The following is a 22,038-nucleotide window of genomic DNA, read 5'->3' as shown; positions in this document are numbered from 1 at the left end:
GCAACGGGTGCCGGGGGCCTGCCTGGGTGCTGGTGCTGCCGCGCGCCGGCCGGAGTGCGGCCGGCGCGGGGGCGGATCAGTAGCGGTAGTGGTCGGCCTTGTACGGGCCCTCGACCTTGACGCCGATGTACTCGGCCTGCTCCGGGCGGAGCGTGGTGAGCTTGACGCCCAGCGCGTCGAGGTGGAGGCGGGCGACCTTCTCGTCGAGGTGCTTGGGGAGCACGTAGACGCCGGTCGGGTACTCCTCCGGCTTGGTGAAGAGCTCGATCTGGGCCAGGGTCTGGTCCGCGAAGGAGTTCGACATCACGAAGGACGGGTGGCCGGTCGCGTTGCCGAGGTTCAGCAGGCGGCCCTCGGACAGCACGATCAGGACCTTGCCGTCGGGGAACGTCCAGGTGTGGACCTGCGGCTTGACCTCGTCCTTGACGATGCCCGGGACCTTGGCGAGGCCGGCCATGTCGATCTCGTTGTCGAAGTGGCCGATGTTGCCGACGATGGCCTGGTGCTTCATCTTGGCCATGTCCGTGGCCATGATGATGTCCTTGTTGCCGGTCGTGGTGATGAAGATGTCGGCGATCTCGACGACGTCGTCCAGCGTGGCGACCTGGTAGCCGTCCATGGCGGCCTGCAGGGCGCAGATCGGGTCGATCTCGGTGACGATGACGCGCGCGCCCTGGCCGCGGAGGGACTCGGCACAGCCCTTGCCGACGTCGCCGTAACCGAAGACGACCGCGACCTTGCCGCCGATGAGGACGTCGGTGGCGCGGTTGATGCCGTCGATGAGGGAGTGGCGGCAGCCGTACTTGTTGTCGAACTTCGACTTGGTGACGGCGTCGTTCACGTTGATCGCCGGGAAGAGCAGGTCGCCGGACTGCATCATCTCGTAGAGACGGTGCACGCCGGTGGTGGTCTCCTCGGTGACACCGCGGATCTCGGACGCGAGCTGCGTCCACTTCTGCGGGGACTCCGCCAGGGTGCGGTTGAGCAGCGTGAGGATGTACGCGTACTCCTCGCTGTCCGCGGTCGAGGGGTCCGGAGCCGAGCCGGCCTTCTCGAACTCGACGCCCTTGTGGACCAGGAGGGTGGCGTCACCGCCGTCGTCGAGGATCATGTTCGGGCCGCCGGTGGGCGTGTTCGGCCAGGTCAGGGCCTGCTCCGTGCACCACCAGTACTCCTCCAGGGTCTCGCCCTTCCAGGCGAAGACCGGGACGCCCTGGGGGTTCTCCGGGGTGCCGTTCGGGCCGACGGCGATGGCGGCGGCCGCGTGGTCCTGGGTGGAGAAGATGTTGCAGGAGGCCCAGCGGACGTCGGCGCCGAGGGCGACGAGCGTCTCGATCAGGACGGCGGTCTGCACGGTCATGTGCAGGGAGCCGGTGATGCGGGCGCCGGCCAGCGGCTGCGTGGCGGCGTACTCCTTGCGGATCGACATCAGGCCGGGCATCTCGTGCTCGGCGAGGGTGATCTCCTTGCGGCCGAACGCGGCCAGCGAAAGGTCGGCGACCTTGAAGTCCATGCGTGTGCTCCTCGGTGATGGTGGGTGCGAGAGGGTACGGCTGACTCGTGCACCGTGACCGGCGCACGAAGCGCAGTCCGTCGGAGGCCCTCTCTCCTCTCGGCCGGTCCTGTGGACCGCCCGACCGCCATCAGCAGCGACGCCTGACACTGGGGTCGAATCTACACCGAACGGCCGATCGGCCCCAGCGGATCGTGGTCAAGTCGTGGCGGGTTTCAGGGCCGACAGGAGGGTCCGGTTCGGTCCTTTCGGACCTTTGCTGCGTCCCCTGCCCACGAGGAGAGGGCCCCCGCGGCAGATGCGCTGCGGGGGCCCTCCTCGTACCGTCGTGCGCCGGGCGGTCGTGCGCGCGGGCCGGTCGTCAGGCGCCGGGGCCGCCCGGGGTGACGGCCGGGTTGGTGCCTGCCGCGGCGGCGGCCTCGTTGTAGATGTCCGGCTCGAGGTAGATCACGCGGGCGATGGGGACGGCCGCACGGATCCGGTCCTCGGCGGCGTTGATCGCGTGGGCGACTTCGGTCGCCGTGTCGTCGTGCTGGACGGCGATCTTGGCGGCGACGAGCAGTTCCTCGGGACCGAGGTGCAGGGTGCGCATGTGGATGAGGGCGGTGACGGTCTCGCCGTCGACGAGCGCGGCCTTGATCTTCTCGACCTCTTCGGTGCCGGCGGCCTCGCCGAGCAGCAGCGACTTGGTCTCGGCGGCGAGCACGATCGCGATCACGATGAGCAGGACACCGATGCACAGGGTGCCGATGCCGTCCCAGACGCCGTCGCCGGTGATCAGGGCGATGCCGACGCCGGCCAGGGCGAGGACCAGGCCGACGAGCGCGCCGAGGTCCTCCAGGAGTACTACGGGAAGCTCGGGGGCCTTGGCGCGCTTGACGAACTGGCTCCAGGTCTGCGCGCCGCGGATCTGGTTCGACTCCTTGATCGCGGTGCGGAAGGAGAAGGACTCCGCGATGATCGCGAAGACGAGGACGCCGACCGGCCAGTACCAGGCCTCGATCGCGTGCGGGTCCTTGATCTTCTCGATGCCCTCGTAGATGGCGAACATGCCGCCGACGGTGAAGAGCACGATGGAGACGAGGAAGGCGTAGATGTAGCGCTCGCGTCCGTACCCGAAGGGGTGCTGCGGGGTCGCCTCGCGCTGGGCCTTCTTGCCGCCGAGGAGCAGCAGGCCCTGGTTGCCGGAGTCGGCGAGCGAGTGGACGCTCTCCGCGAGCATCGAGGACGACCCGCTGAAGAGGAACGCCACGAACTTGGCTACCGCGATGGCGAGGTTGGCGGCGAGTGCCGCCACGATCGCCTTGGTTCCGCCTGACGCGCTCATGGTGCGGGTTGTCCCTTCCTCGGTGCGGCGGCTCTTTCCAGCCGGTCGCGGTACGGCCGCACATTGTTGCAGCCGTCGGCACGGACGGTACGTCAGGCCACCACTGTGGCGCGGAAGACCGTGCCGCTGCCGGACAATTCGGCCGTTTCTCCCGCAGGGACGAACACGGACTCGCCCGGGGCCAGGGTCAGTTCGCCGATGGTGGGCGAGCCGGCCGTGCACAGCAGGACCTGCGGGGTGCCGGCCGGGAGGCGGTGGGCGGCGGCGCCTTCGGCGAGGACGAACCGGGAGAGCCGGAACTCGTCGACGGGGGTCTCGTAGACCTCTTCGCCGCCGTCGGCCTCGGGTCGCAGCACGCCGGGGTCGGACGTCTCGAAACGGACGATGTTCAGCAGTTCGGGTACGTCGACGTGCTTGGGGGTGAGACCGCAGCGCAGCACGTTGTCCGAGTTGGCCATGATCTCGATGCCCATGCCGTCCAGGTAGGCGTGCGGGATGCCGGCCCCGAGGAACATGGCCTCGCCGGGCTGGAGTTGTACGTGGTGCAGCAGCATCGCGGCGATGACGCCCGGGTCGCCGGGGTAGTGGTGCGCGATCGAGGCGTACGGGGTGTACGGGCCGCCCAGTCGCTCGGCGGCGGCCGTGGCCTCGGTGACCGTGTGCGCCATCTCCTCGCGGTCGGCGCTCAGTACGGCGGTGAGCATCTCGCGCAGCGCCGCCTCCTCGGGGTGGGCGTGCAGCAGGTCCACGTACGGCTTGAGGGAGTCGACTTCCAGGCCGGAGAGCAGTTCGGCGGCCTCCAGCGGCGGCCGGAAGCCGCACAGCCCCTCGAAGGGGGTGAGCGCGCAGATCAGTTCGGGCTTGTGGTTGGCGTCCTTGTAGTTGCGGTGCGGGGCGTCGACGGGGATGCCGCGGCGCTCCTCGGCCGCGTGGCCTTCGCGTGCCTGGGCGAGGTCCGGGTGGACCTGGAGGGACAGCGGGGCGCCCGCCGCGAGGATCTTGAGGAGGAACGGCAGCCGCGGGCCGAACCGGGCCACGACGGCGGCGCCGAGTTCGCCCTCGGGATCGGCGGCGATGACGTCCGCGAGGGTCGTCGCACCGGATCCGCGGTCCAGCCGGGAGGGCGCCCCGGGGTGGGCGCCCATCCACATCTCGGCCTGCGGCTCTCCCGTCGGCGCCACCCCGAGCAGGCCGGGTAGGGCGGTCGGCGATCCCCAGGCGTAGGGGCGGACGGTGTTCGAGAGGCGGTCCATCGGTCGTCTTCCTGGGAGGAGGGAGGAGGACCGGTGCGTGGTGGGTGCGCCGGCCCTCCGTTCGGTACGCCTCTAGGGACGTCCCCCTGAGGCCAGCGCCAGGTAGGCGGTGGCGAAGTCCGTGACGGCGAGGAGTTCGGCGAGCAGTTCGAGCTCGGTGCCCTCCTCGGGTTCGAGTTCGCTGACGGCCGTGTCGTGGCTGAGGGCGAGCTCGCGGGCGGCGGGCGCGGCGGTGAGTCCGCCGGCCGGCCGGTCGCGCAGCAGGACGACCCGGGCGTGCAGGGCCTGGGGCTCGTCGACCCGGTCGCGGAAGAAGTCGTCGGGGTCGGCGCCGGCGGCGAACGCTCCGGCGAGCAGCACACCGTGGGCGGGCAGGGCCTCGGGCAGCTGGGCGGCGAGTGCCGGGCGGCCGGCGAGTTCCGCGAGGGTGGCGGCGAAGCGCCGGCCGGCGGGCCCGGCGCCGTCGCCTTCCGTCCAGATCAACGGGAGGGAGTCGGCGAGCTCGGCGGCGAGCGTCTTGGCCGGGTTGCCGTACGTCGCGATGGCCGGGCCGCAGCGTTCGGCGGTGCGGTCGAGCCGGTCGGCGACCAACTGGAGGGTGCCGGGTGACGCGGCGATCAGGCCGACCCGGTCGAGGAGGACGAGGAGCGGGGTGAGCAGCGCCCACAGGGCTCCGGGTCCGGCCGCGGCGCTCTCGTCGTACTCCTGGTGCGGGGCCTTGGCCATCGGGACGTGCAGTCCGTGGGCGCCGGCCACCGCCTCGGCGAGCGGCGAACGCTCGGGGGCGACGGCGACGACGGTGCAGCCGCGCCGGTACGCCTGCTCGGCGAGGGCCGCGAGGCCGGGTTCGCTGCCGTCGATGGTGACGAGGAGCAGCAGGTCGACGGGGCCGGCCCAGCCGGGCAGCACCCAGCGCAGTGCTCCGGCGGCGGGGGCCACGCCGCTGGGGCGCAGCCGGGTGACGGGGGCCGAGGCGCCGGCGAGGGCGCCCAGCAGGTCGGCGACGCCGGTGGCGGCGGTGCCGGGTCCGGCGATCAGGACGGCGCGTGGCCGGCCGTCCGGGCGAAGGTCGGCGAGGCCCGCCTCGGTGGCGTGCCGGGCCGCGGTGCGGACCCGGGCCCCGGCCTCGGCGGCGCCGCGGAGCAGTCCGCGGCGGTCCGCCCGGGCGAGGGCCTCGGGGGCGTCGAGCAGCGACTCGTCGAGCATGACGGCCTCCGGTCGGATCAGGCGGGTCGGCGGGCCTCGTCGACGAGGAGTACGGGGATGCCGTCGCGTACCGGGTACGCCAGGCCGCAGTCCTTGCCGGTGCAGATCAGCTCGGGCGTCTCGGCCTTGGACTCGTCCTGGAGCGGCGAGTGGCAGGCGGGGCAGGCGAGGATCTCCAGAAGGCCGGCTTCGAGCGGCATGAGGTGTCCCTTCGGAACGGGCTGTGCGGTGCGGTCAGGGCCAGGTCAGCGTACCGCCGCACGGGCCGGGGTGCGGCCTCGTGGGCGGCTTCCGGCCCGTGGGCGGGCGGGGTTCATGCCCGGATGAGGGCGAGGACCTCGTCGCGCACGTCGGCCAGGGTGGCCTCGTCGCGGGCCTCGACGTTCAGGCGGAGCAGCGGCTCGGTGTTGGAGGGCCGGACGTTGAACCACCAGGAGTCGGTGGTGACGGTGAGGCCGTCCAGCTCGTCCAGCCGGGTGCCCTCGCGGCCGGCGTACTCGGCGCGGATCGCGGCGAGCCGGCCGGCCTGGTCGGCGACGGTGGAGTTGATCTCGCCGGAGCCGCGGTACCGGTCGTAGGAGGAGACCAGCGCGGACAGCGGGGTCTGCTGGCCGCCGAGGGCGGCGAGCACGTGCAGGGCCGCCAGCATGCCGGTGTCGGCGTTCCAGAAGTCCTTGAAGTAGTAGTGCGCCGAGTGCTCGCCGCCGAAGATGGCGCCGGTGCGGGCCATCTCCTCCTTGATGAAGGAGTGGCCGACGCGGGTGCGCACCGGGGTGCCGCCGTGCTCGCGGACCACTTCGGGGACGGACCAGGAGGTGATCAGGTTGTGGATCACGGTGCCGGAGCCGCCGTGGCGGGCCAACTCGCGGGCGGCGACGAGGGCGGTGATGGCCGACGGGGAGACGCCTTCGCCGCGCTCGTCGACGACGAAGCAGCGGTCGGCGTCGCCGTCGAAGGCCAGGCCCAGGTCGGCGCCTTCGGCGAGGACGCGCGCCTGGAGGTCGACGATGTTCTTGGGGTCGAGGGGGTTGGCCTCGTGGTTGGGGAAGGTGCCGTCCAGCTCGAAGTACATCGGGATCACGGTGAGCGGGAGCCCGGCCAGGACGGTGGGCACGGTGTGGCCGCCCATGCCGTTGCCCGCGTCCACGACCACCTTGAGGGGGCGGATCGAGGTGAGGTCGACCAGGGACTTGAGGTGGGCGGCGTAGTCGCCGAGGGTCTCGCGGCGGGTGACCTTGCCGGCGACGGGGGCCGGCGACGGGGCGCCCTTCTCGGACCATGCCTCGACCAGGGAGCGGATCTCGTCGAGGCCGGTGGACTGGCCGACCGGGGCGGCGCCGGCGCGGCACATCTTGATGCCGTTGTACTGGGCCGGGTTGTGCGAGGCGGTGAACATCGCGCCGGGCAGGCCGAGGTCGCCGGAGGCGAAGTACAGCTGGTCGGTGGAGCAGAGGCCGATCTCGGTGACGTCGGCGCCGAGAGCGGCCGCGCCGCGCGCGAAGGCCTGCGAGAGGCCGGGCGACGAGGGGCGCATGTCGTGTCCGACGACGATCGCCGAGGCCTGCGTGACCTGTACGAACGCGGCGCCGAAGAGTTCCGCGAGCGATGCGTCCCACTGGTCGGGGACGATCCCGCGTACGTCGTACGCCTTGACGATCTGCGACAGATCAGCAGTCACGTGGCCTGCCCTCCTGAGGTCCGGTGCGGTCGCCCCAAACCTACCCGCCGGAGGTGAACCCCAGCCCTCAGGAGTCGGGTGAGCGCAGGACCCGCAGGTGGCGGCGGGGTTCTCCGGCGGGGCCGGGCGTGGTGCCGCCGGCCGCTCCGGCGGGGCGGCCGTGCGGACGGGCGGCTTCGCGGACGGCGTTGGCGAGGGCTTCGAGGTCGTCGCCGCTGGGGCGTGACGGCGCGGAGCCGTCGGACAGCCGGACGACGTCCCAGCCGCGCGGGGCGGTCAGGCGCTCGGAGTGCTCGGCGCACAGGTCGTAGCAGTGGGGTTCGGCATAGGTGGCGAGCGGGCCGAGAACTGCGGTCGAGTCGGCGTAGACGTACGTCAGTGTTGCGACGGCAGGGCGGCCGCACGCGGTGCGCGAACAGCGACGTACAGGGCTCACGACGTTGGACGGTACCGCACTCTTGACCGGGCCGCGACGACTCGCCCCCCGCTCACTCCCCCGTGTCGTGCCGTGATCCCGGCCACAGCGGGCCCTCGGGGCCCGGGCGGCGGCCTCGGGCGGGGGCCGCGGGCGGGGTGCCGGCCGGCCGGGGCGGCGGGGGCGCGACCGCCGGGCCGACGGGCCCGCCGAGGGCTACCCTGCGGGGGTGATGGACAGCTCCGTACCTCCCAGCACCGGCGCCGGCGAGCGGCCCGGCGATCCCCGGATCCGCCGCCGCGACCGGCACGGCCGGGGCATGCGCGGCCCGGTGGCGCCCCCTCAGGTGCCGTTGTCGGCGAGCCGGGCCCAGCTCTTCGGTGATCTCGTGCAGGACTCGGTCGAGCGGCTGGAGCGGCGGTTCCCTCAGCTCGCGGACGTGGATTTCCTGGTGGTGGAGGTACCGCGGCCGGGCGGCCCGGACAGCGGCTGGAACGACGAGGCGGTGCCGCTGGGCGGGATGGTCGCGGCGCAGGAGGGCCGGCCGGCCCGGATCGTCGTCTACCGGCGGCCGGTGGAGATCCGCTCGAAGACCCGCGACGACCGGGCGCTGCTGGTGCACGAGATCGTGGTCGAGCAGGTCGCCGAGCTGCTGGGGCTGTCCCCCGAGACGGTGGACCCGCGGTACGGGCAGGACGGGCCGGACGGGGACTGAGCGGGCCCGGGGGTCGCGTAACCCGTACGGGTCCACCCCGTGGGGTGCGCCGGCCCCGGACGGGAGGTTTCACGGCCGGGGTACGGGGGTTCCGTACCCGGGCGGCAGGCGCATCGCCGGGGTACGGGGGTTCCGTACCCGGGTCTCAGACGCACCGCCGGGGTACGGGGTTTCCCTCCCCGGCACCCGAGGGCAGGGGAGGGGGCTGCCCGTACGGGTCAGCGGCGGCCGAGTACCGACAGGTCCTGGGTGGCCCGGGGTACGGCGACGGTGCCGTGGTCGTCCTGCAGGGTCTGCACGGTGAACATCAGGACCCCGTCGTCGTGGGGCAGCATCAGCGTGCGCGCCGCGTGCACGGGCCCGCCCGAGACGGTCTCGACGGTGAGCGCGTACGACCCCTTCAGTCCGGCGGGTACCGGCGGCTTCACGGCCTGCGTGGTGCCGGCCTTGACGGTGTACGTCTTGGTGGCCGCCGAGCCGCCGCCGGTGCCCGGTGAGGCCGTGACCTTGACGGTGGCGTCCGCGGCCGGGGCGGTGAGCGAGAGGGTGACGCCGGCGGCCCGGTTGTCGGCCACCGTGGCGCGGGCGCCGACCGGGGCGGCGGCCGGGATCAGGGCCAGTTCCTGCTTCGCGCCGGTGCCGCGGGTGACGCGCAGGGCGGCCACGACGGGCGTGCGGTGCCGGGCGTCGGCAGGGGCGAGGAGCAGCGAGCCGGGCTCGCCGCGGGTGACGTCCTTGAGGTCCACGGTGGTGGTCATCCCGGACTTGACGTGGAGGGTCTCGTGTCCGGCCGGGGTGATGGAGCCGGTCGGTCCGGCCAGTTTCAGCGTGAGGTCGGCGTCGTCCTCGCCGGGGGCGAAGACGACGAGCTGCACGGAGGTGGCGTCGGCGGGGATGCCCGGGAGCACCAGGGAGGGGGCGGCGTCCGCGGCGGCGGGCAGCCAGTCGGCGCCGGCGCCGTCCTCCTGGACCTGCACGGTGGCGCCGACCCGGCCGCTGCGGGTGGTGACGTGGGCGGTGAGGCCGGCGACGGGCGTCGGGGTGAGCGTGGCGAGCGACACGGAGAGCGAGGTGCGGGGCGGCACCTTGAAGCCGTCGGTGCCGGTGGACTCGGACTTGACCGCGCCGTCCGGGCCGTAGAGCTCGATGTCGACGACGGCGGCGGTGTCCTCGTCGGGGTTGGTGAGGTGCAGGTAGTCCTGCCGGTTCTTGGCCGTGCCGGCGCCGGGGAACCAGAAGTCCGTGTCAGGGGCGGAGCAGCTGGTGCCGAGGAGGCCGCGGGCCGAGCCGACGGGCACGGTCGTGGTCTGCTGGGCGGTCCAGCCGGGGGCGAGGACGCCGTCGGCGGATCCGGTGAGGGCGGGTGCCTCGGCGCCCGAGGCGGTGGCCGCGACGGGCTTGCCGGGCTCCTTGACGGTGAGGAGGGCCCTGGGCTTCTTGACGGCGGTCACCAGGGCCGCGCCGCCGCCCTTCGCGGAGGCGGCCGGGGCTGCCTGGTCCGGGCCGCCGGGGGTGAAGGCGGTGTACGCGGTCTCGGCGACGTCCGAGCCGCTGGGTACGGGGCACACCAGGGTGGAGCGTTCGACGGGCAGCCGGGCGGCCGCCGCCGACCCGGCGCCGTCGGCGGGGGTGCCGGGGGCGGTGAACGCGGCGATGCCGGTGACGGCGGCGAGGGCCGCGGCCACGGCCGCCAGGGTCAGGGGTGGGCGCTTCACTGCTGGTTGCTCCCGTCGGGACGCCGGTCGTCCTGGCCGTAGGGGTCGTCGTCGTACGGGTACGGGTGGGGCTGCTGCGGGTGCGGCTGCCGGAACCCGCCCTGCTCGGGCGGGTAGCCCGCCGCCGACCGGGGATGCGTACCGTCCTCGTAGCCCGGGTCGTACGGGGCGCCGTGCGATTCGTAGCCGGGCTGGTGGCCGCCCTGGGCGTCGTAGTCCTGCGGGGTCGGGTAGCCGGGCCCGGGGGCGTAGCCGGCCTGCGGGTCGTACCCGCCTCCGGTGCCGCCGTCGTACCCGGTGTCCTGGTGGCCGTGGCCGGCGCCCTGCGGGTCGTACCCGCCGGGCTGGGGGCCGGGGTCGCCCTGCTGTCCGTATCCGGGCTGCCCGTAGGGGTCGCCGGCCGGGGCATCGGCGTAGGACGGGGTGTCCCACTGGCCGTAGTCGGGCTGGGCGGGCACCGCGGGGTACGGGGCGTCGGGGCCGCCCCCGTCGTCGGCGGGCACCGCGTACGGGTCGGCCTGCTCGCCGTGCGCGGACTCGGTGCCCGCGCCCGCTGCTGCGGCGGCGGTCTCGGCGGCTTCGGCGCGCAGCCGGCGGGCGCGGCGGCCTTCGCCGTCCACCGGCCGGTCGGGCACCGCGGCCTCCTCGTCGGGCAGGTCGTCGTCGAGTTCGCGGCGGCGGCCGGGCAGGGCCATGACGAGCAGCAGCACGGCGAGGGAGCCCTGGGCCCAGTGCCAGCCGGTGGTGGCCGCCGAGTCCTCGTAGGCGAGGTCCAGGCGTCCGCCGGCGGCGGGGAGTTCGAAGCCCTGCGCCCAGCCGTCGACGGTCTTCTTCGGGAGCGCCTTGCCGTCGAGGGTGGCCCGCCAGCCGTCGGCGGCGGTGTCGGCGATGCGCAGGACGCGGCCGGCCGGGCCCGCGGGGATGTCGGTGTGCGCCTCGACCGCGCCGGCGGCGACGGGGATCGGGTCCTCGCCGGGCTTGCCGGACCGGATGACGGCGCGGGCGACCTGGCCCTTGACCTCCCACAGGGAGATGCCGTCGAGCTTGCTGAGGCGGGTCAGGCCCGGGGTGGCGTTCAGGACGCGGCCCATCTGCTGCGGGGCGCCGTCCTTGAGGAGGACGTAGCGGATCGCGTACGCGCCGAGCTGGTCGCTCTGGTCGGCGCCGGAGCCGGCGACGAGGTTGGCGACCACCTTGTCCAGGCGCGGGTCGGCGCCGTTGGCGGCACTGAGTTCGGCGTCGCCGAGGCGCCCGCCGGAGCCGCGGACCAGGGTGTACGAGACCTGCGCGGGCGAGTCGCCGACGAGGACGAGGGTGCGCGGCTGGTCGCGGGAGCCGCTCATCTCGGCGACGAAGGCGGGTACCTGGACGGGGTCGCGGCGCTCCAGCGGGCCGTCGGCGCCGCTGATCATCCAGCCTGCGGCGCCGATCAGCGGGGCGGCCGCGGCGGCCAGCGCGATGAGGGCGGCCAGCGGCTGCCGCCAGCCGAAGCTCTGGGCGGCGACGCGTTCGCGGGCGCCGTCGGCGCCGAGGACGGCGGCGGCGAGCAGGGCGAGGCCGTAGAGGAGGGTGGCGGGGCCGGCCCAGTGGGAGCGGTTGAGGAGGACGGCGAGGGCCAGCCCGGTGAGGGCGGCGGCCCAGGCGGCCCGGATCGCGAACCGTCGTTCGCCGCGCAGCAGGGCGGCGAGGGCGGCGAGCAGGATCCCGATGAGCAGCAGACCGCCCGCGGTGCGGGGGCCGCCGGGGCTGATGCCGAGCAGGTCGAGCGCGGTCGCGGCGCCTTCGCCGTAGGGCAGGCCGGCTTCGCGCAGGAAGGCGCCGGGGCTGCTCAGCAGGGTGAGCGACCAGGGGGCGAGGACGAGCAGCGGGGTGGCGGTGCTCGCGAGGAAGCGGGAGCCGTAGGTCTTGAGGGCGCTGCGGTGGACGGCGAGCGCGCCGAGCCCGAGCAGCACGGCCGCCGGCCAGACGACGGGGGTGAAGGCCGTCGCGAGGGTGAGCAGCAGGGCGTACGTCCAGGTGGCGCGCCAGCTGCCCTTGGCGTTGTCGGCGCTGCCGAAGCCGTACGCGGCGACGGCCGCGCGGGCCGTCAGCGGGAGCAGGATCGCGAGGACGGCGGTGCCGAGGCGGCCGCCGGCGAGGGCGCCGGTGACGGCGGGCAGGAAGGCGTACGCGACGGCGGCCCAGGCGCGCAGCAGCCGGGACTCGACGAGCGGGCGGGAGGCGAAGTAGGCGGCGAGTCCGGCGAGCGGCACCGAGCAGACCAGGAGCAGGGTCAGGGCGGTCTGGGTGGAGCCGAGGAGCAGCGAGGACAGGGCGGCGAGCACCGCGAGGTAGGGGGGCGCGGTGGCGGTGCCGCCGGTGCCGACGGCGTGCCATTCGCCGAGGTAGGAGCCCCACAGGGTGGCGGCGCCTGCGGGTGCGGGCAGCAGTGCGCCGCCGGTGAGGGAGCCGCCGGAGAGCAGGGCGCGGCAGGCGACGAGGGAGACGGCGAGGAGGAGGCCGAAGAGGACGGGCGCGGGTTTGCGGGCGATCCGCTTGAGGCGCGCGAACTGTTCGATCTCCAGGAAGTCGGCGTCGTCGCCGCCGGGTCCGGATTCGACGGATCCGCCGTGCCGGCCGGCGTTTCCGGCTTCGCCGTCGTCGCCCGCGCCGAGGTATCCGGCGATCTGTTCGACGGTGGCGCGCAGGGTGGCGCCGGGCGGCGGGAACAGCGGCCGCATCTCCTTGGCGGGGACGGCGGCGCGGCCGCGCCGGCGGCGGGCGGCGAGGATCCGGCCGGGCCGCAGCAGGGTCCGGACGAGGCCGCTGACCTCGTCGACGGCCTGGCCGGGCGCCTTGCCGACGAGGTAGGCGAGGGTCCGCAGGACGGTGCCGAGCAGCAGCCGCAGCAGCACGTACGGGAGTCCGGCGGCGGGGGTGTTGACGAGCAGGGTGTGGACGGCGCCGGCCTTGTCGACGCGGTGGGCGCCTGCGACGGATCGGCCGGCGCAGTCGATGGGGCGGCGTTCGCGGGCGGCGGCCTCGGCGTGGCGCAGTACGGCGTCGGGGGCGACGAGGACGGTGTGGCCGGCGGAGTGGGCGCGCCAGCACAGGTCGGTGTCGTCGCGCATGAGGGGCAGCCGGCGGTCGAAGCCGCCGAGCTGCTCGTAGACGTCGCGGCGGACGAGCATGCCGGCGGTGGAGACGGAGAGGACCGGGCGGACCTGGTCGTGCTGGCCCTGGTCCTGTTCGCGGCGGTCGAGGCCGGTCCAGCGGCGGCCGCTGCGGGCGATGGTGACGCCGACTTCGAGGAGCTGTTTGCGGTCGTACCAGCCGCGGAGCTTGGGGCCGACGACGGCGGCCTCGGGGTTCTCGTCGGCGACGCGCAGCAGTTCGGTGAGGGCGTCGGGCTCGGGCGCGCAGTCGTCGTGCAGCAGCCAGAGCCACTGGACGGGCTCGCCGTGCGGGAGTTCGGGGAGGTCGTACGCGTCGTCGCGCCAGGTGCGGCTGACGGGGTCCCAGCCACTGGGCCGCTTCAGGTACGGGAGGTCTTCGGGGGTGAGGACGCCGGTGCTGCGGACGGCCTCGTCGACGGCGGCGCCGAAGCCGGTGCGCCGGGCGAGGTGCAGGACCCGGTCGTCGCCGAGGGATTCGGCGAGCAGCCGGGCGGAGTCGTCGGCGCTGCCGGTGTCGGCGGCGACCCAGTTCTGCACGGGGCGTTCCTGGCCGAGGAGGCCGGCGAGGGCCTGGGGCAGCCAGCGGGCCCCGTCGTGGGCGACGAGTACGGCGGTGACGACATGCCGTGGGAACTCGGGGGCTGCGGCGGCCGGCTCATAGGAGGCCGTCGAGTGGCTGTGCACGGACATCGCGGTACGGGCCCTCCGGCCGGGGATCCGGGGGGAGGTGCCCCGGAGGCTGCTGGACAGCGCCCCACACTAACGGCTGCGAACACAGCGGTCCGCCTCCTGCGGGGAAGGGGCAGGAGGCGGACCGTTTGCTCTCGTATCGCTCTGTCTTGCTCTGGTGCGCTCTGGGCCTGTTGCTCCGCTTGTCGCTCCGTTTGCTGTTCCGCTTGTCGTTCCGCTTGTTGTTCCGATTGTTGTTCTGCCTGTGGCTCCGCTGGTTCCGGTGCCCGGTCCGGCGCCTGGTCCGGTCCCGGCTATCGGCCGGCGGGGCTTCAGACGGCGGCCTTCTTCAGTCGTCGGCGCTCGCGTTCGGACAGGCCGCCCCAGATTCCGAACCGCTCGTCGTTGGCAAGGGCGTACTCAAGGCATTCGGAGCGGACCTCACAGGCGAGGCAGACCTTCTTGGCCTCGCGGGTGGAGCCGCCCTTCTCGGGAAAGAAGGACTCGGGGTCGGTCTGAGCGCACAGTGCGCGCTCCTGCCACCCGGCCTCCTCGTCCGCCTCCTCGACCAGCAGTTCCTGAAACAGCTCGGTCATGTGCGCCCCTCGTCTGTCTTTTGCGTCCCCGTGCTGATGCCGTCACCCAATGCGGTCGAACGACACGAGTGAAATTACAAGTGTGCGGATCCGGGGCAGTCAAGCCGAGATCTGCTATTGGGCCCCTTATTCACTCTGCGGAACCAAGCGTATACAGAAAGTGTTCATATCGCCAAAAATCGTGACACATGCCACGCGCACCCTCCGGCGCGGCAACCTCACCCGTAACGGACGCATCGCGCGGGGAACCTGTTGCGGTATGTCGCGAGAAGCGGCATGGATCACAGTCCGGTCACGACATGACGTGGTGCGCGCAGGCCTGGTGGGGCGCACCTCCCCGGACAAGACGTGCACAAACCTTTCTCCGGACACGGTAACCGGATGAGGTGAAAGTTTTCCCTCAAACCGGACATTGGGTTGACAGTCGTCCCCTCGGGACGGTCTCCTTGTTCACATGTCAGCGACCGCAGCGCACTCCGGAACCCCCGTTCGTGGGTTCCACTGCGCTGCTCAGGTCCGCTGTTGCTGTCACAGCTGTTGATGCCTCCAGAGCTCCAGCACCGATTCCGCACCGCGGAGTCCGCGCCCCGCGCGCAGCAACCGACCTGATCCGCACGCCTGACACACGTCCAGGCATACGTCGAGGACACCCTCCGCATGAACAGCGACAACGACCTCCAGATCGCCGGCGACATCCTCGAGGTGCAGCACCTCCTGCAACCCGCCAAGGAGCACCCCACCACCGTGGCCGAGTTCGTCGGCCTCGCCCGCTCCCTCGCGGAGAACCGCGCGGAGTGGGAGCACCTGGTCGAGTACGACGCCACGACCCGCTGGTACCACCGGCTGCGCACCGGCCCCGGCTACGAGGTCTGGCTGCTCAGCTGGGTCCCCGGCCAGGGCAGCGGCCTGCACGACCACGGGGACTCGGCCGCCGTGATGACCGTCCTCCAGGGCGGCCTGACGGAGCGCAACCAGCGCGGGCGCCTCGCACTGGGCGCGGGATCCGAGCGGGTCCTCGCCCCCGGTCACGTCCACGAGATCGTCAACGACTCCCTCGAACCGGCCGTCAGCCTGCACGTCTACTACCCGGGGCTGACGCAGATGCCGATGCACGCCGGCGCGGCCACCCGTACGGCGTACGGCACGGCCACCGGACTCGCCGCCGCCCCGGCCGTCCGCTCCTGACTCCGACCCCCGTCCCGGGACCCCTGCCCCCGGGCCACCGGAACGTCCGCACCTCCTGACACACTTCGGTGCATGCGCATTGTTGTTCTGGCCGGCGGTATCGGCGGCGCCCGCTTCCTCCGCGGACTCAAGTCCGCCGTGCCCGACGCGGACATCACGGTCATCGGCAACACCGGTGACGACATTCACCTGTTCGGGCTGAAGGTGTGCCCCGATCTGGACACGGTGATGTACACCCTCGGCGGTGGCATCAACGAGGACCAGGGCTGGGGCCGCACCGACGAGTCCTTCACCGTCAAGGAGGAGCTCGCCGCCTACGGGGTCGGGCCGTCCTGGTTCGGCCTCGGCGACCGCGACTTCGCCACCCACATCGTCCGCACCCAGATGCTTTCGGCGGGCTACCCGCTCAGCGCCGTCACCGAGGCCCTGTGCGACCGCTGGCAGCCTGGCGTCCGGCTGCTGCCCATGTCCGACGACCGGGTCGAGACCCACGTCGCGATCGAGGACCCGGACTCGGGTGAGCGGAAGGTCGTCCACTTCCAGGAGTACTGGGTCAAGATGCGCGCCGCGGTGGACGCGCAGGCCGTGGTCCCGGTCGGCGCCGAGCAGGCCAAGCCCGCGCCCGGTGTCCTGGAGGCGATCGCCGCCGCGGACGTCATCCTCTTCCCGCCGTCGAACCCGGTCGTGTCGGTCGGCACCATCCTCGCCGTGCCCGGCATCCGCGAGGCCGTCGCCGAAGCGGCCGCACCGGTGGTGGGCCTGTCCCCCATCGTGGGCGGCGCGCCGGTGCGCGGCATGGCCGACAAGGTGCTGGCGGCGGTGGGCGTCGAGTCCACGGCCGCCGCGGTCGCCCTCCACTACGGCACCGGGCTCCTGGACGGCTGGCTCGTCGACACCTCGGACGCGGCGGCCGTCGAAGCCGTCGAGGCGGCCGGGATCGGCTGCCGCGCGGTGCCGCTGATGATGACGGACACCGAGGCGACGGCCGCGATGGCCCGCGCGGCGCTGGAACTCGCCGAGGCCTCCCGGTGACGGGAACCGACCGGGCGGGGGCCTCGGTACCCACGGGTCCGCCCGTACCGCGGACCCCTACGGGTTCGCCCGTACCGCGGCCCGCCTACGCGCCGTGGGCGGCGCCGGGTCCCTCGTACGAGGTGTGGGCGCTGGCGGGGCTGCCGGAGGTCCGCGCCGGGGACGACCTGGCCGCGCTGATCGCGGCGGCGGCCGCCGGGCCCGGCGGGCTGGCCGACGGCGACATCCTCCTCGTCACCTCGAAGATCGTGTCGAAGGCGGAGGGCCGGATCCTGGCCGCCGCCTCGCGCGAGGAGGCCATAGACGCCGAGACCGTACGCGTCGTCGCCCGGCGCGGCACCCTGCGGATCGTCGAGAACCGGCAGGGCCTGGTGATGGCCGCGGCCGGGGTGGACGCCTCGAACACCGAGCCGGGCACGGTCCTGCTGCTGCCGGAGGACCCGGACGCCTCGGCTCGCGGCATCCGGGACGGCCTGCGGGCACTCCTGGGCGTGGACGTCGGGGTCGTGGTCACGGACACCTTCGGGCGGCCGTGGCGCAACGGGCTCACGGACGTAGCCATCGGCGCGGCCGGCGTACAGGTCCTGGAGGACCTGCGCGGCGGCACCGACGCGCACGGCAACGAACTGAGCGCGACCGTGGTTGCGACGGCCGACGAACTCGCCGCCGCCGGCGACCTGGTGAAGGGCAAGGCGGGCGGCCTGCCGGTCGCGGTGGTCCGCGGCCTGCCGCACGCCATCGGCGAGGGCGCGGCCCGCGACCTGGTGCGCTCCCCCGCCGACGACATGTTCCGGCTGGGCACCTCGGAGGCGGTCCGTGAGGCGGTGACCCTGCGGCGCACGGTCCGCGCCTTCACCGCCGAACCGGTGGACCCGGGCGCGGTCCGCCGCGCGGTGGCCGCGGCGATCACCGCCCCGGCCCCGCACCACACCACCCCGTGGCGCTTCGTCCTCCTGGAATCGGCGGCCGCCCGTACGGAGTTGTTGGACGCGATGCGCGACGCGTGGATCGCCGACCTCGAACGGGACGGCAAGTCTCCCGAGTCCATCGCCAAGCGGGTCCGCCGCGGCGACGTCCTGCGGGGCGCCCCGTACCTGGTGGTCCCCTGCCTGGTCATGGACGGCGCGCACGACTACGGGCACGCGCGCCGGGACGCCGCAGAGCGCGAGATGTTCGTGGTGGCGGCGGGCGCGGGCGTCCAGAACTTCCTGGTCGCCCTGGCCGGGGAGCGCCTGGGCTCGGCCTGGGTCTCCTCGACGATGTTCTGCCGCGACGTGGTCCGCAAGGTCCTGGACCTCCCGGACACGTGGGACCCGATGGGCGCGGTGGCGGTGGGCCACCCGGCGGAGCCGCCCCGCGACCGCCCGGCCCGCCACGCGGACGACTTCATCGAGGTCCGCTGACGGATCGGAACACCACCGAAGCACCGAACGGGCCGGTGCCCCCTGCGGATCCGCAGGGGGCACCGGCCCGTTCCGTACTGCTGGTACCGCCGACCACCGAGCAGGCCGCGCGGGCCGCCGTCGCACAGTCCGGGCGGCAGCACCCGCGGGCCCGTCCGGTTCCTCCGGGACCGTTCGACGCCGATGGCGGCGGCGCTCCTCTGCTGCTTCCGCGCGGTGGACCGGCGGGGTCAGAGGCGGCCGATGTCGCCTCGGGGCATGCGGGGGTGGCGGCGGGGCGGGGTGTGGCCGGCGAGGAGGATGAGGCGGGCGGCGCGGTGGCGCTGGCCCTCGTACGGGGCCAGGAGCGTCAGCATGTCGGCGTCGTCGGCGTCGCGGTTGCCGGTGAGGGCGAAGCCGATGATGCCGGGCAGGTGGAGGTCGCCGGTGGTGACGGCGTCCGGGGCGCCGTTGCTGCGCTGGAGGGTTTCGGCGGAGGTCCAGGGGCCGATGCCGGGGATGAGTTCCAGGCGGGCCGCGGCCTCGGCGAGCGGCAGGTGGGCCGCCTCTTCGAGGCGGGCCGCGACGCGGACGGCGCGCAGGACGGTCGCCGAGCGCTTCGAGTCGACGCCCGCCTTGTGCCAGTCCCAGGACGGGATCGCGGACCAGGTGCGGGGCTCGGGCATGACGTACAGGCCGAGGTGGGCGGGGCCGGGGGCGGGAGCGCCGTACTGGCGGACCAGGCGGCGCCAGGCTCGGTAGGCCTCGTCGGCGGTGACCTTCTGCTCCAGGATCACGGGGATCAGGGATTCGAGCACCAGGCCGGTACGGGTCAGCCGCAGGCCCGGGCGGCGGCGGTGCGAGGCGTGGACGAGGCGGTGGCGGGGGACGAAGGCGGCCGGGTCGTCGGCCGCGCCGAGCAGGGCGGGGAGGGTGTCCAGCAGCCAGTCGGCGCCCGGGCCCCAGGCTTCGGCCTCGATGTCGGCGCCGCCCGCGCCGGTTGCGGCGACCCGTAGGGTGCCGGGGCCCTGCGGGGTGCGGGAGGCGCGCCAGATGGAGCCGTCGGGGGTGGTGCGGAAGGTGGGGTCGGCGGGGCCGCGGCGCAGGGGGCCGAGGACGAGGCCGAGGTCGGTGGGGCCGGGCGGGGTCCAGCGCCGGGTCTTCGACCCGGCGCCCGCCGGGTGGGGGACGCCGTTGGGGACGGCGGTGCGGCCGCCGCGGACCGCGGTGCGGGTGAGGGGATCGAAGCGGGCGGCCATCCTTTGAGGGTAGCGCCGTGGCCCTGCGGGGCCGTAGCCCTGCGGCCGTGGCCCTGCGGGGCCGTTCCCCTCCCCGCCCCTTCCCGAAACCGGGGCTTGCAGCCCCGGGCCCCGCTCCGGGGGCTCCGCCCCCGCTCCCCCGCGCCTCAAACGCCGGCGAGGCTGGAAGGCGGTGGCGCGCGCCGGCGGGCTGGAAGGCGGCGGGGCGCGCCGGCGGGCTGGAAGGCGGCAATGCGCGCCGGCGGGGCCGTTCGGTCTCCTACTGGTCCGACGAGAAGCGGACCGTGCAGGCCGGGAGGCGGGCGTCGCACCAGATGCGGGCGCCTGCCGAGAGTTCGTTGTCGGAGCCGATGTGCGCGCTGTCGCCCACGACCGCCGAGGTCAGGGACGTACGGGCGCCCACGCGTGCCTGCGGGCCCACGTACGAGTCGGTGATCTGCGCGCCGGCCTCTACGACCGCGCCCGCGAGGATCGCGCTGCCGTGGATGCGGGCGCCGGCGCCGATCACCGCTCCGGGGGAGACCACCGTGCCGCCGGACAGCTCGGCGTCGGCGGCGACCGCGGCGCCTTCCAGGACCAGGGACTCGCCGCGCGGGCCCGGTACCGCCGGGGACGGGGCGCGGCCCAGGACCAGGTCGGCGGAGCCGCGGACGAAGGCCTGCGGGGTGCCGAGGTCCAGCCAGTAGGTGGAGTCGACCATCCCCTGGAGGTGCGCGCCGGCCGCCAGCAGGGCGGGGAAGGTCTCGCGTTCCACGGAGACCGGGCGGCCCGCCGGGATGGTGTCGATGACCGAGCGGCGGAACACGTACGCGCCCGCGTTGATCTGGTCGGTGACGATCTCCTCGGGGGTCTGCGGCTTCTCCAGGAAGGCGGTGACCCGGCCCGAGGCGTCCGTCGGCACGAGGCCGAAGGCGCGCGGGTCCTCCACGCGGGACAGGTGCAGGGAGACGTCCGCGCCGGAGGAGCGGTGCACGTCGAGGAGGGCCTCGATGTCCAGGCCGGTGAGGATGTCGCCGTTGAAGATCAGGACCGGGTCGTCGGGGCCGGACCGGAGCCGGGAGGCGACGTTGCGGATGGCGCCTCCCGTGCCGAGGGGCTCCTCCTCGGTGACGTACTCCAGGTGCAGGCCGAGCGCCGAGCCGTCGCCGAAGTGCGGCTCGAAGACCTCGGCCAGGTAGGACGTGGCGAGGACGATGTGTTCGACGCCCGCCGCCCGGGCCCGGGCCAGCTGGTGGGTGAGGAACGGCACGCCCGCCGCCGGGACCATCGGCTTCGGCGTGTTCACCGTGAGCGGGCGCAGCCGCGTCCCTTTGCCGCCCACGAGGAGGATCGCCTCGGTGGGGGCCTTCGGGGTCGGGGTCGTCGGTTCCGTCGAGCTCAAGGTGTTTCTCTGCTTCCTGCCGCGCCACGGATGGATGGTGCGCCAGTCTAGGCAGAGCCTCGGTCGGGCCCGTGCGTCACCTGCCCTGCAAGCGGGCGGAGGTGGTGCGGGTGCTGCCGAGTTTGCCGTAGAGCTTGCGGCCGGGGCATTCGGTGGCGAAGCCGTCGCGGTGTCCGGAGATGACGTTCATGCTGACGTTGCTGCCCTTCGCGTAGAGGTTGCCGCCGCCGGACTTCAGGGTGGTCTTGGCGAGCGGGTTGGCCCCGTACAGGCCCAGCTTCCAGGCGGTGAGCCGGGCGACCGCGTCGACGGCGGCGGCGGGCGGGTTGGTGTTTGTGTACGAGCCGAGGACGGCGACGCCCATGCTGTTGCCGTTGAAGCCCATGGTGTGCGCGCCGAGCACCGCCTTGGCCACGCCGCCCGCGCGGCCCTCGTAGACGTTTCCGCACTTGTCGACGGCGAAGTTGTAGCCGAAGTCACGCCAGCCGCTGCTGACCACGTGGTAGCGGTAGAGGCTGCGGAGCACGGCCGGGGCCTCGCTGCACTCGTAGTTGTTGCCGGAGGCGCTGTGGTGCACGAACGCCGCCTTGATCGTGTTCGTGTACACGAAGCCGGACTCGCGCAGGGACTCGTCGGCGCCCCAGCCGCGGCGGGTGACGATGCGCGGGCGGGGGCCGATGTACGGGCGGGCGCCGGGGCTGAGCTGCTCGTCGAGCAGGACGTTCGCGTCGGCGGTGGAGTCGGCCTTGTTCTGGGCGGTGATCTCGGTGGCGCCGAGGGGGGCCAGCGGCACGTTGGCGTACGAGGCCTCGGCGGCGGCCATGCTCATGCCCGGGAGCAGGGGGGTCGTGCCCTTGTCGTCGCCGTCCCCGTCTCCGTCGTCTCCGTCGTCGCCGTCCCCGTATGCCCAGGAGCCCCAGCCGCCCCCGCCTGCCCAGGTGTCACCGCGGCCCTTGGCGTCCTCGGCGGGCGTACGGGTCCGGTCGCCGGGGTCGACGAGCTCGATGCGCATGCCGGAGGGCAGGTGGTGGACGGTCGTGGGGCCGCCGGCACGGTCGCCGACGCCGGGCTCGGCCTGGACCCGGACCTCGATCCCGTCGGACTCGCCCACCCACAGCGGCGCGGTGCTGCCGCGGACCCGGCCCGAGGCGCGCTCGGCCGCGTCGGGGTCGGCGGCGTGCTCCAAGTTGTGGGTCTCCACGTCCTGCCAGTCGGACCAGGCGGCGGTACGGGCGGAACGGGTACGGACCTGGACCCGGCCGTGGAGCTCGGTGGCCGCGTCGTCCCAGACCACCCCGACCATCGAGAAGGTCTTCACCTCGCGGGCCGCCAGCCCCTGCGCCTCGGGAGCGCGTGGTGCGGCCCACGTGCCGGGCACGCGCGCCGCCCGGCCGGCCACCGGGCCCAGCGGGACCAGCGGCAGCGACTGGGTGGAGCCGGCGGGGGCCACCGGGGCGGCCGCCGCCTGGGACGGAGTGGGGAGCGCGAGCGGGAGGGCCAGTGCGGCCGCGGTCGCGACGCCGATCGAGGAAGCAAGGAATCCACGCATAGACAGGA

General features: G+C 74.0%; 17 protein-coding genes. 4 read left to right on the top strand and 13 right to left on the bottom strand.

Features of this window, described 5'->3' with window-relative positions; translation table 11 throughout:
• Positions 1–76: 76 nt before the first annotated feature.
• The 7 genes from ahcY to OG764_RS22190 form a co-directional block, all read right to left on the bottom strand.
• On the bottom strand, positions 77–1,513 hold the full coding sequence (ahcY, locus tag OG764_RS22220) for an adenosylhomocysteinase (RefSeq protein ID WP_328970173.1): 1,437 nt from the start codon (positions 1,511–1,513) through the stop codon (positions 77–79).
• Between the two features lie 361 nt (positions 1,514–1,874).
• Positions 1,875–2,840, bottom strand: a complete 966-nt coding sequence (locus OG764_RS22215) for a cation diffusion facilitator family transporter (RefSeq protein ID WP_328970172.1) — start codon at positions 2,838–2,840, stop codon at positions 1,875–1,877.
• Between the two features lie 92 nt (positions 2,841–2,932).
• The gene (manA, locus tag OG764_RS22210; RefSeq protein ID WP_328970171.1) at positions 2,933–4,093 is read right to left on the bottom strand and encodes a mannose-6-phosphate isomerase, class I; all 1,161 of its coding nucleotides are present in this window, start codon (positions 4,091–4,093) and stop codon (positions 2,933–2,935) included.
• Between the two features lie 72 nt (positions 4,094–4,165).
• Positions 4,166–5,299: an SIS domain-containing protein gene (locus OG764_RS22205; protein ID WP_328970170.1), complete on the bottom strand. Its 1,134-nt coding sequence runs from the start codon at positions 5,297–5,299 to the stop codon at positions 4,166–4,168.
• Between the two features lie 17 nt (positions 5,300–5,316).
• A complete protein-coding gene (locus OG764_RS22200; RefSeq protein WP_328970169.1) occupies positions 5,317–5,499 on the bottom strand; it encodes a Trm112 family protein in 183 nt (60 codons plus the stop codon).
• A gap of 113 nt (positions 5,500–5,612) precedes the next feature.
• Positions 5,613–6,977: a phosphomannomutase/phosphoglucomutase gene (locus tag OG764_RS22195; protein ID WP_328970168.1), complete on the bottom strand. Its 1,365-nt coding sequence runs from the start codon at positions 6,975–6,977 to the stop codon at positions 5,613–5,615.
• 67 nt (positions 6,978–7,044) lie between these two features.
• A complete protein-coding gene (locus OG764_RS22190) occupies positions 7,045–7,413 on the bottom strand; it encodes a DUF3499 domain-containing protein (protein ID WP_328970167.1) in 369 nt (122 codons plus the stop codon).
• A gap of 211 nt (positions 7,414–7,624) precedes the next feature.
• Here OG764_RS22190 and OG764_RS22185 point away from each other — a divergent pair, with 211 nt between their 5' ends.
• Entirely contained in the window at positions 7,625–8,107 is a 483-nt protein-coding gene (locus OG764_RS22185; protein WP_328970166.1) for a metallopeptidase family protein, read from the top strand.
• Between the two features lie 218 nt (positions 8,108–8,325).
• On the opposite strand, the gene OG764_RS22180 is transcribed toward OG764_RS22185, so the two are convergent.
• The 3 genes from OG764_RS22180 to OG764_RS22170 form a co-directional block, all read right to left on the bottom strand.
• Positions 8,326–9,822 (bottom strand): DUF5719 family protein, encoded by a 1,497-nt coding sequence (locus tag OG764_RS22180; RefSeq protein ID WP_328970165.1) that lies wholly within the window; start codon positions 9,820–9,822, stop codon positions 8,326–8,328.
• Positions 9,819–13,667 (bottom strand): glycosyltransferase family 2 protein, encoded by a 3,849-nt coding sequence (locus tag OG764_RS22175; RefSeq protein WP_328970164.1) that lies wholly within the window; start codon positions 13,665–13,667, stop codon positions 9,819–9,821. The genes OG764_RS22180 and OG764_RS22175 overlap by 4 nt, the downstream gene beginning before the upstream one ends.
• Positions 13,668–13,978: 311 nt before the next feature.
• Positions 13,979–14,242, bottom strand: a complete 264-nt coding sequence (locus OG764_RS22170) for a WhiB family transcriptional regulator (RefSeq protein ID WP_226734470.1) — start codon at positions 14,240–14,242, stop codon at positions 13,979–13,981.
• A 657-nt stretch (positions 14,243–14,899) separates the two neighbouring features.
• Here OG764_RS22170 and OG764_RS22165 point away from each other — a divergent pair.
• The 3 genes from OG764_RS22165 to OG764_RS22155 all read left to right on the top strand — a co-directional run bounded on the left by OG764_RS22165 (position 14,900) and on the right by OG764_RS22155 (position 17,862).
• The gene (locus OG764_RS22165; RefSeq protein ID WP_328970163.1) at positions 14,900–15,427 is read left to right on the top strand and encodes a cysteine dioxygenase; all 528 of its coding nucleotides are present in this window, start codon (positions 14,900–14,902) and stop codon (positions 15,425–15,427) included.
• Between the two features lie 72 nt (positions 15,428–15,499).
• A complete protein-coding gene (gene cofD / locus OG764_RS22160) occupies positions 15,500–16,459 on the top strand; it encodes a 2-phospho-L-lactate transferase (protein WP_328970162.1) in 960 nt (319 codons plus the stop codon).
• A gap of 122 nt (positions 16,460–16,581) precedes the next feature.
• Positions 16,582–17,862 (top strand): coenzyme F420-0:L-glutamate ligase, encoded by a 1,281-nt coding sequence (locus OG764_RS22155; protein WP_328973118.1) that lies wholly within the window; start codon positions 16,582–16,584, stop codon positions 17,860–17,862.
• A 230-nt stretch (positions 17,863–18,092) separates the two neighbouring features.
• On the opposite strand, the gene OG764_RS22150 is transcribed toward OG764_RS22155, so the two are convergent.
• The 3 genes from OG764_RS22150 to OG764_RS22140 all read right to left on the bottom strand — a co-directional run bounded on the left by OG764_RS22150 (position 18,093) and on the right by OG764_RS22140 (position 22,030).
• Entirely contained in the window at positions 18,093–19,100 is a 1,008-nt protein-coding gene (locus tag OG764_RS22150) for a DNA-3-methyladenine glycosylase family protein (RefSeq protein WP_328970161.1), read from the bottom strand.
• A gap of 259 nt (positions 19,101–19,359) precedes the next feature.
• On the bottom strand, positions 19,360–20,481 hold the full coding sequence (locus OG764_RS22145; protein WP_328970160.1) for an NDP-sugar synthase: 1,122 nt from the start codon (positions 20,479–20,481) through the stop codon (positions 19,360–19,362).
• 76 nt (positions 20,482–20,557) lie between these two features.
• Complete coding sequence (locus OG764_RS22140) at positions 20,558–22,030, bottom strand: peptidoglycan recognition protein family protein (RefSeq protein ID WP_328970159.1); 1,473 nt, start codon at positions 22,028–22,030, stop codon at positions 20,558–20,560.
• Positions 22,031–22,038 lie beyond the last annotated feature (8 nt).

This window comes from Streptomyces sp. NBC_00239 (assembly GCF_036194065.1).
Lineage (GTDB): Bacteria > Actinomycetota > Actinomycetes > Streptomycetales > Streptomycetaceae > Streptomyces.
This window is presented reverse-complemented; position numbering and strand designations above follow the sequence as displayed.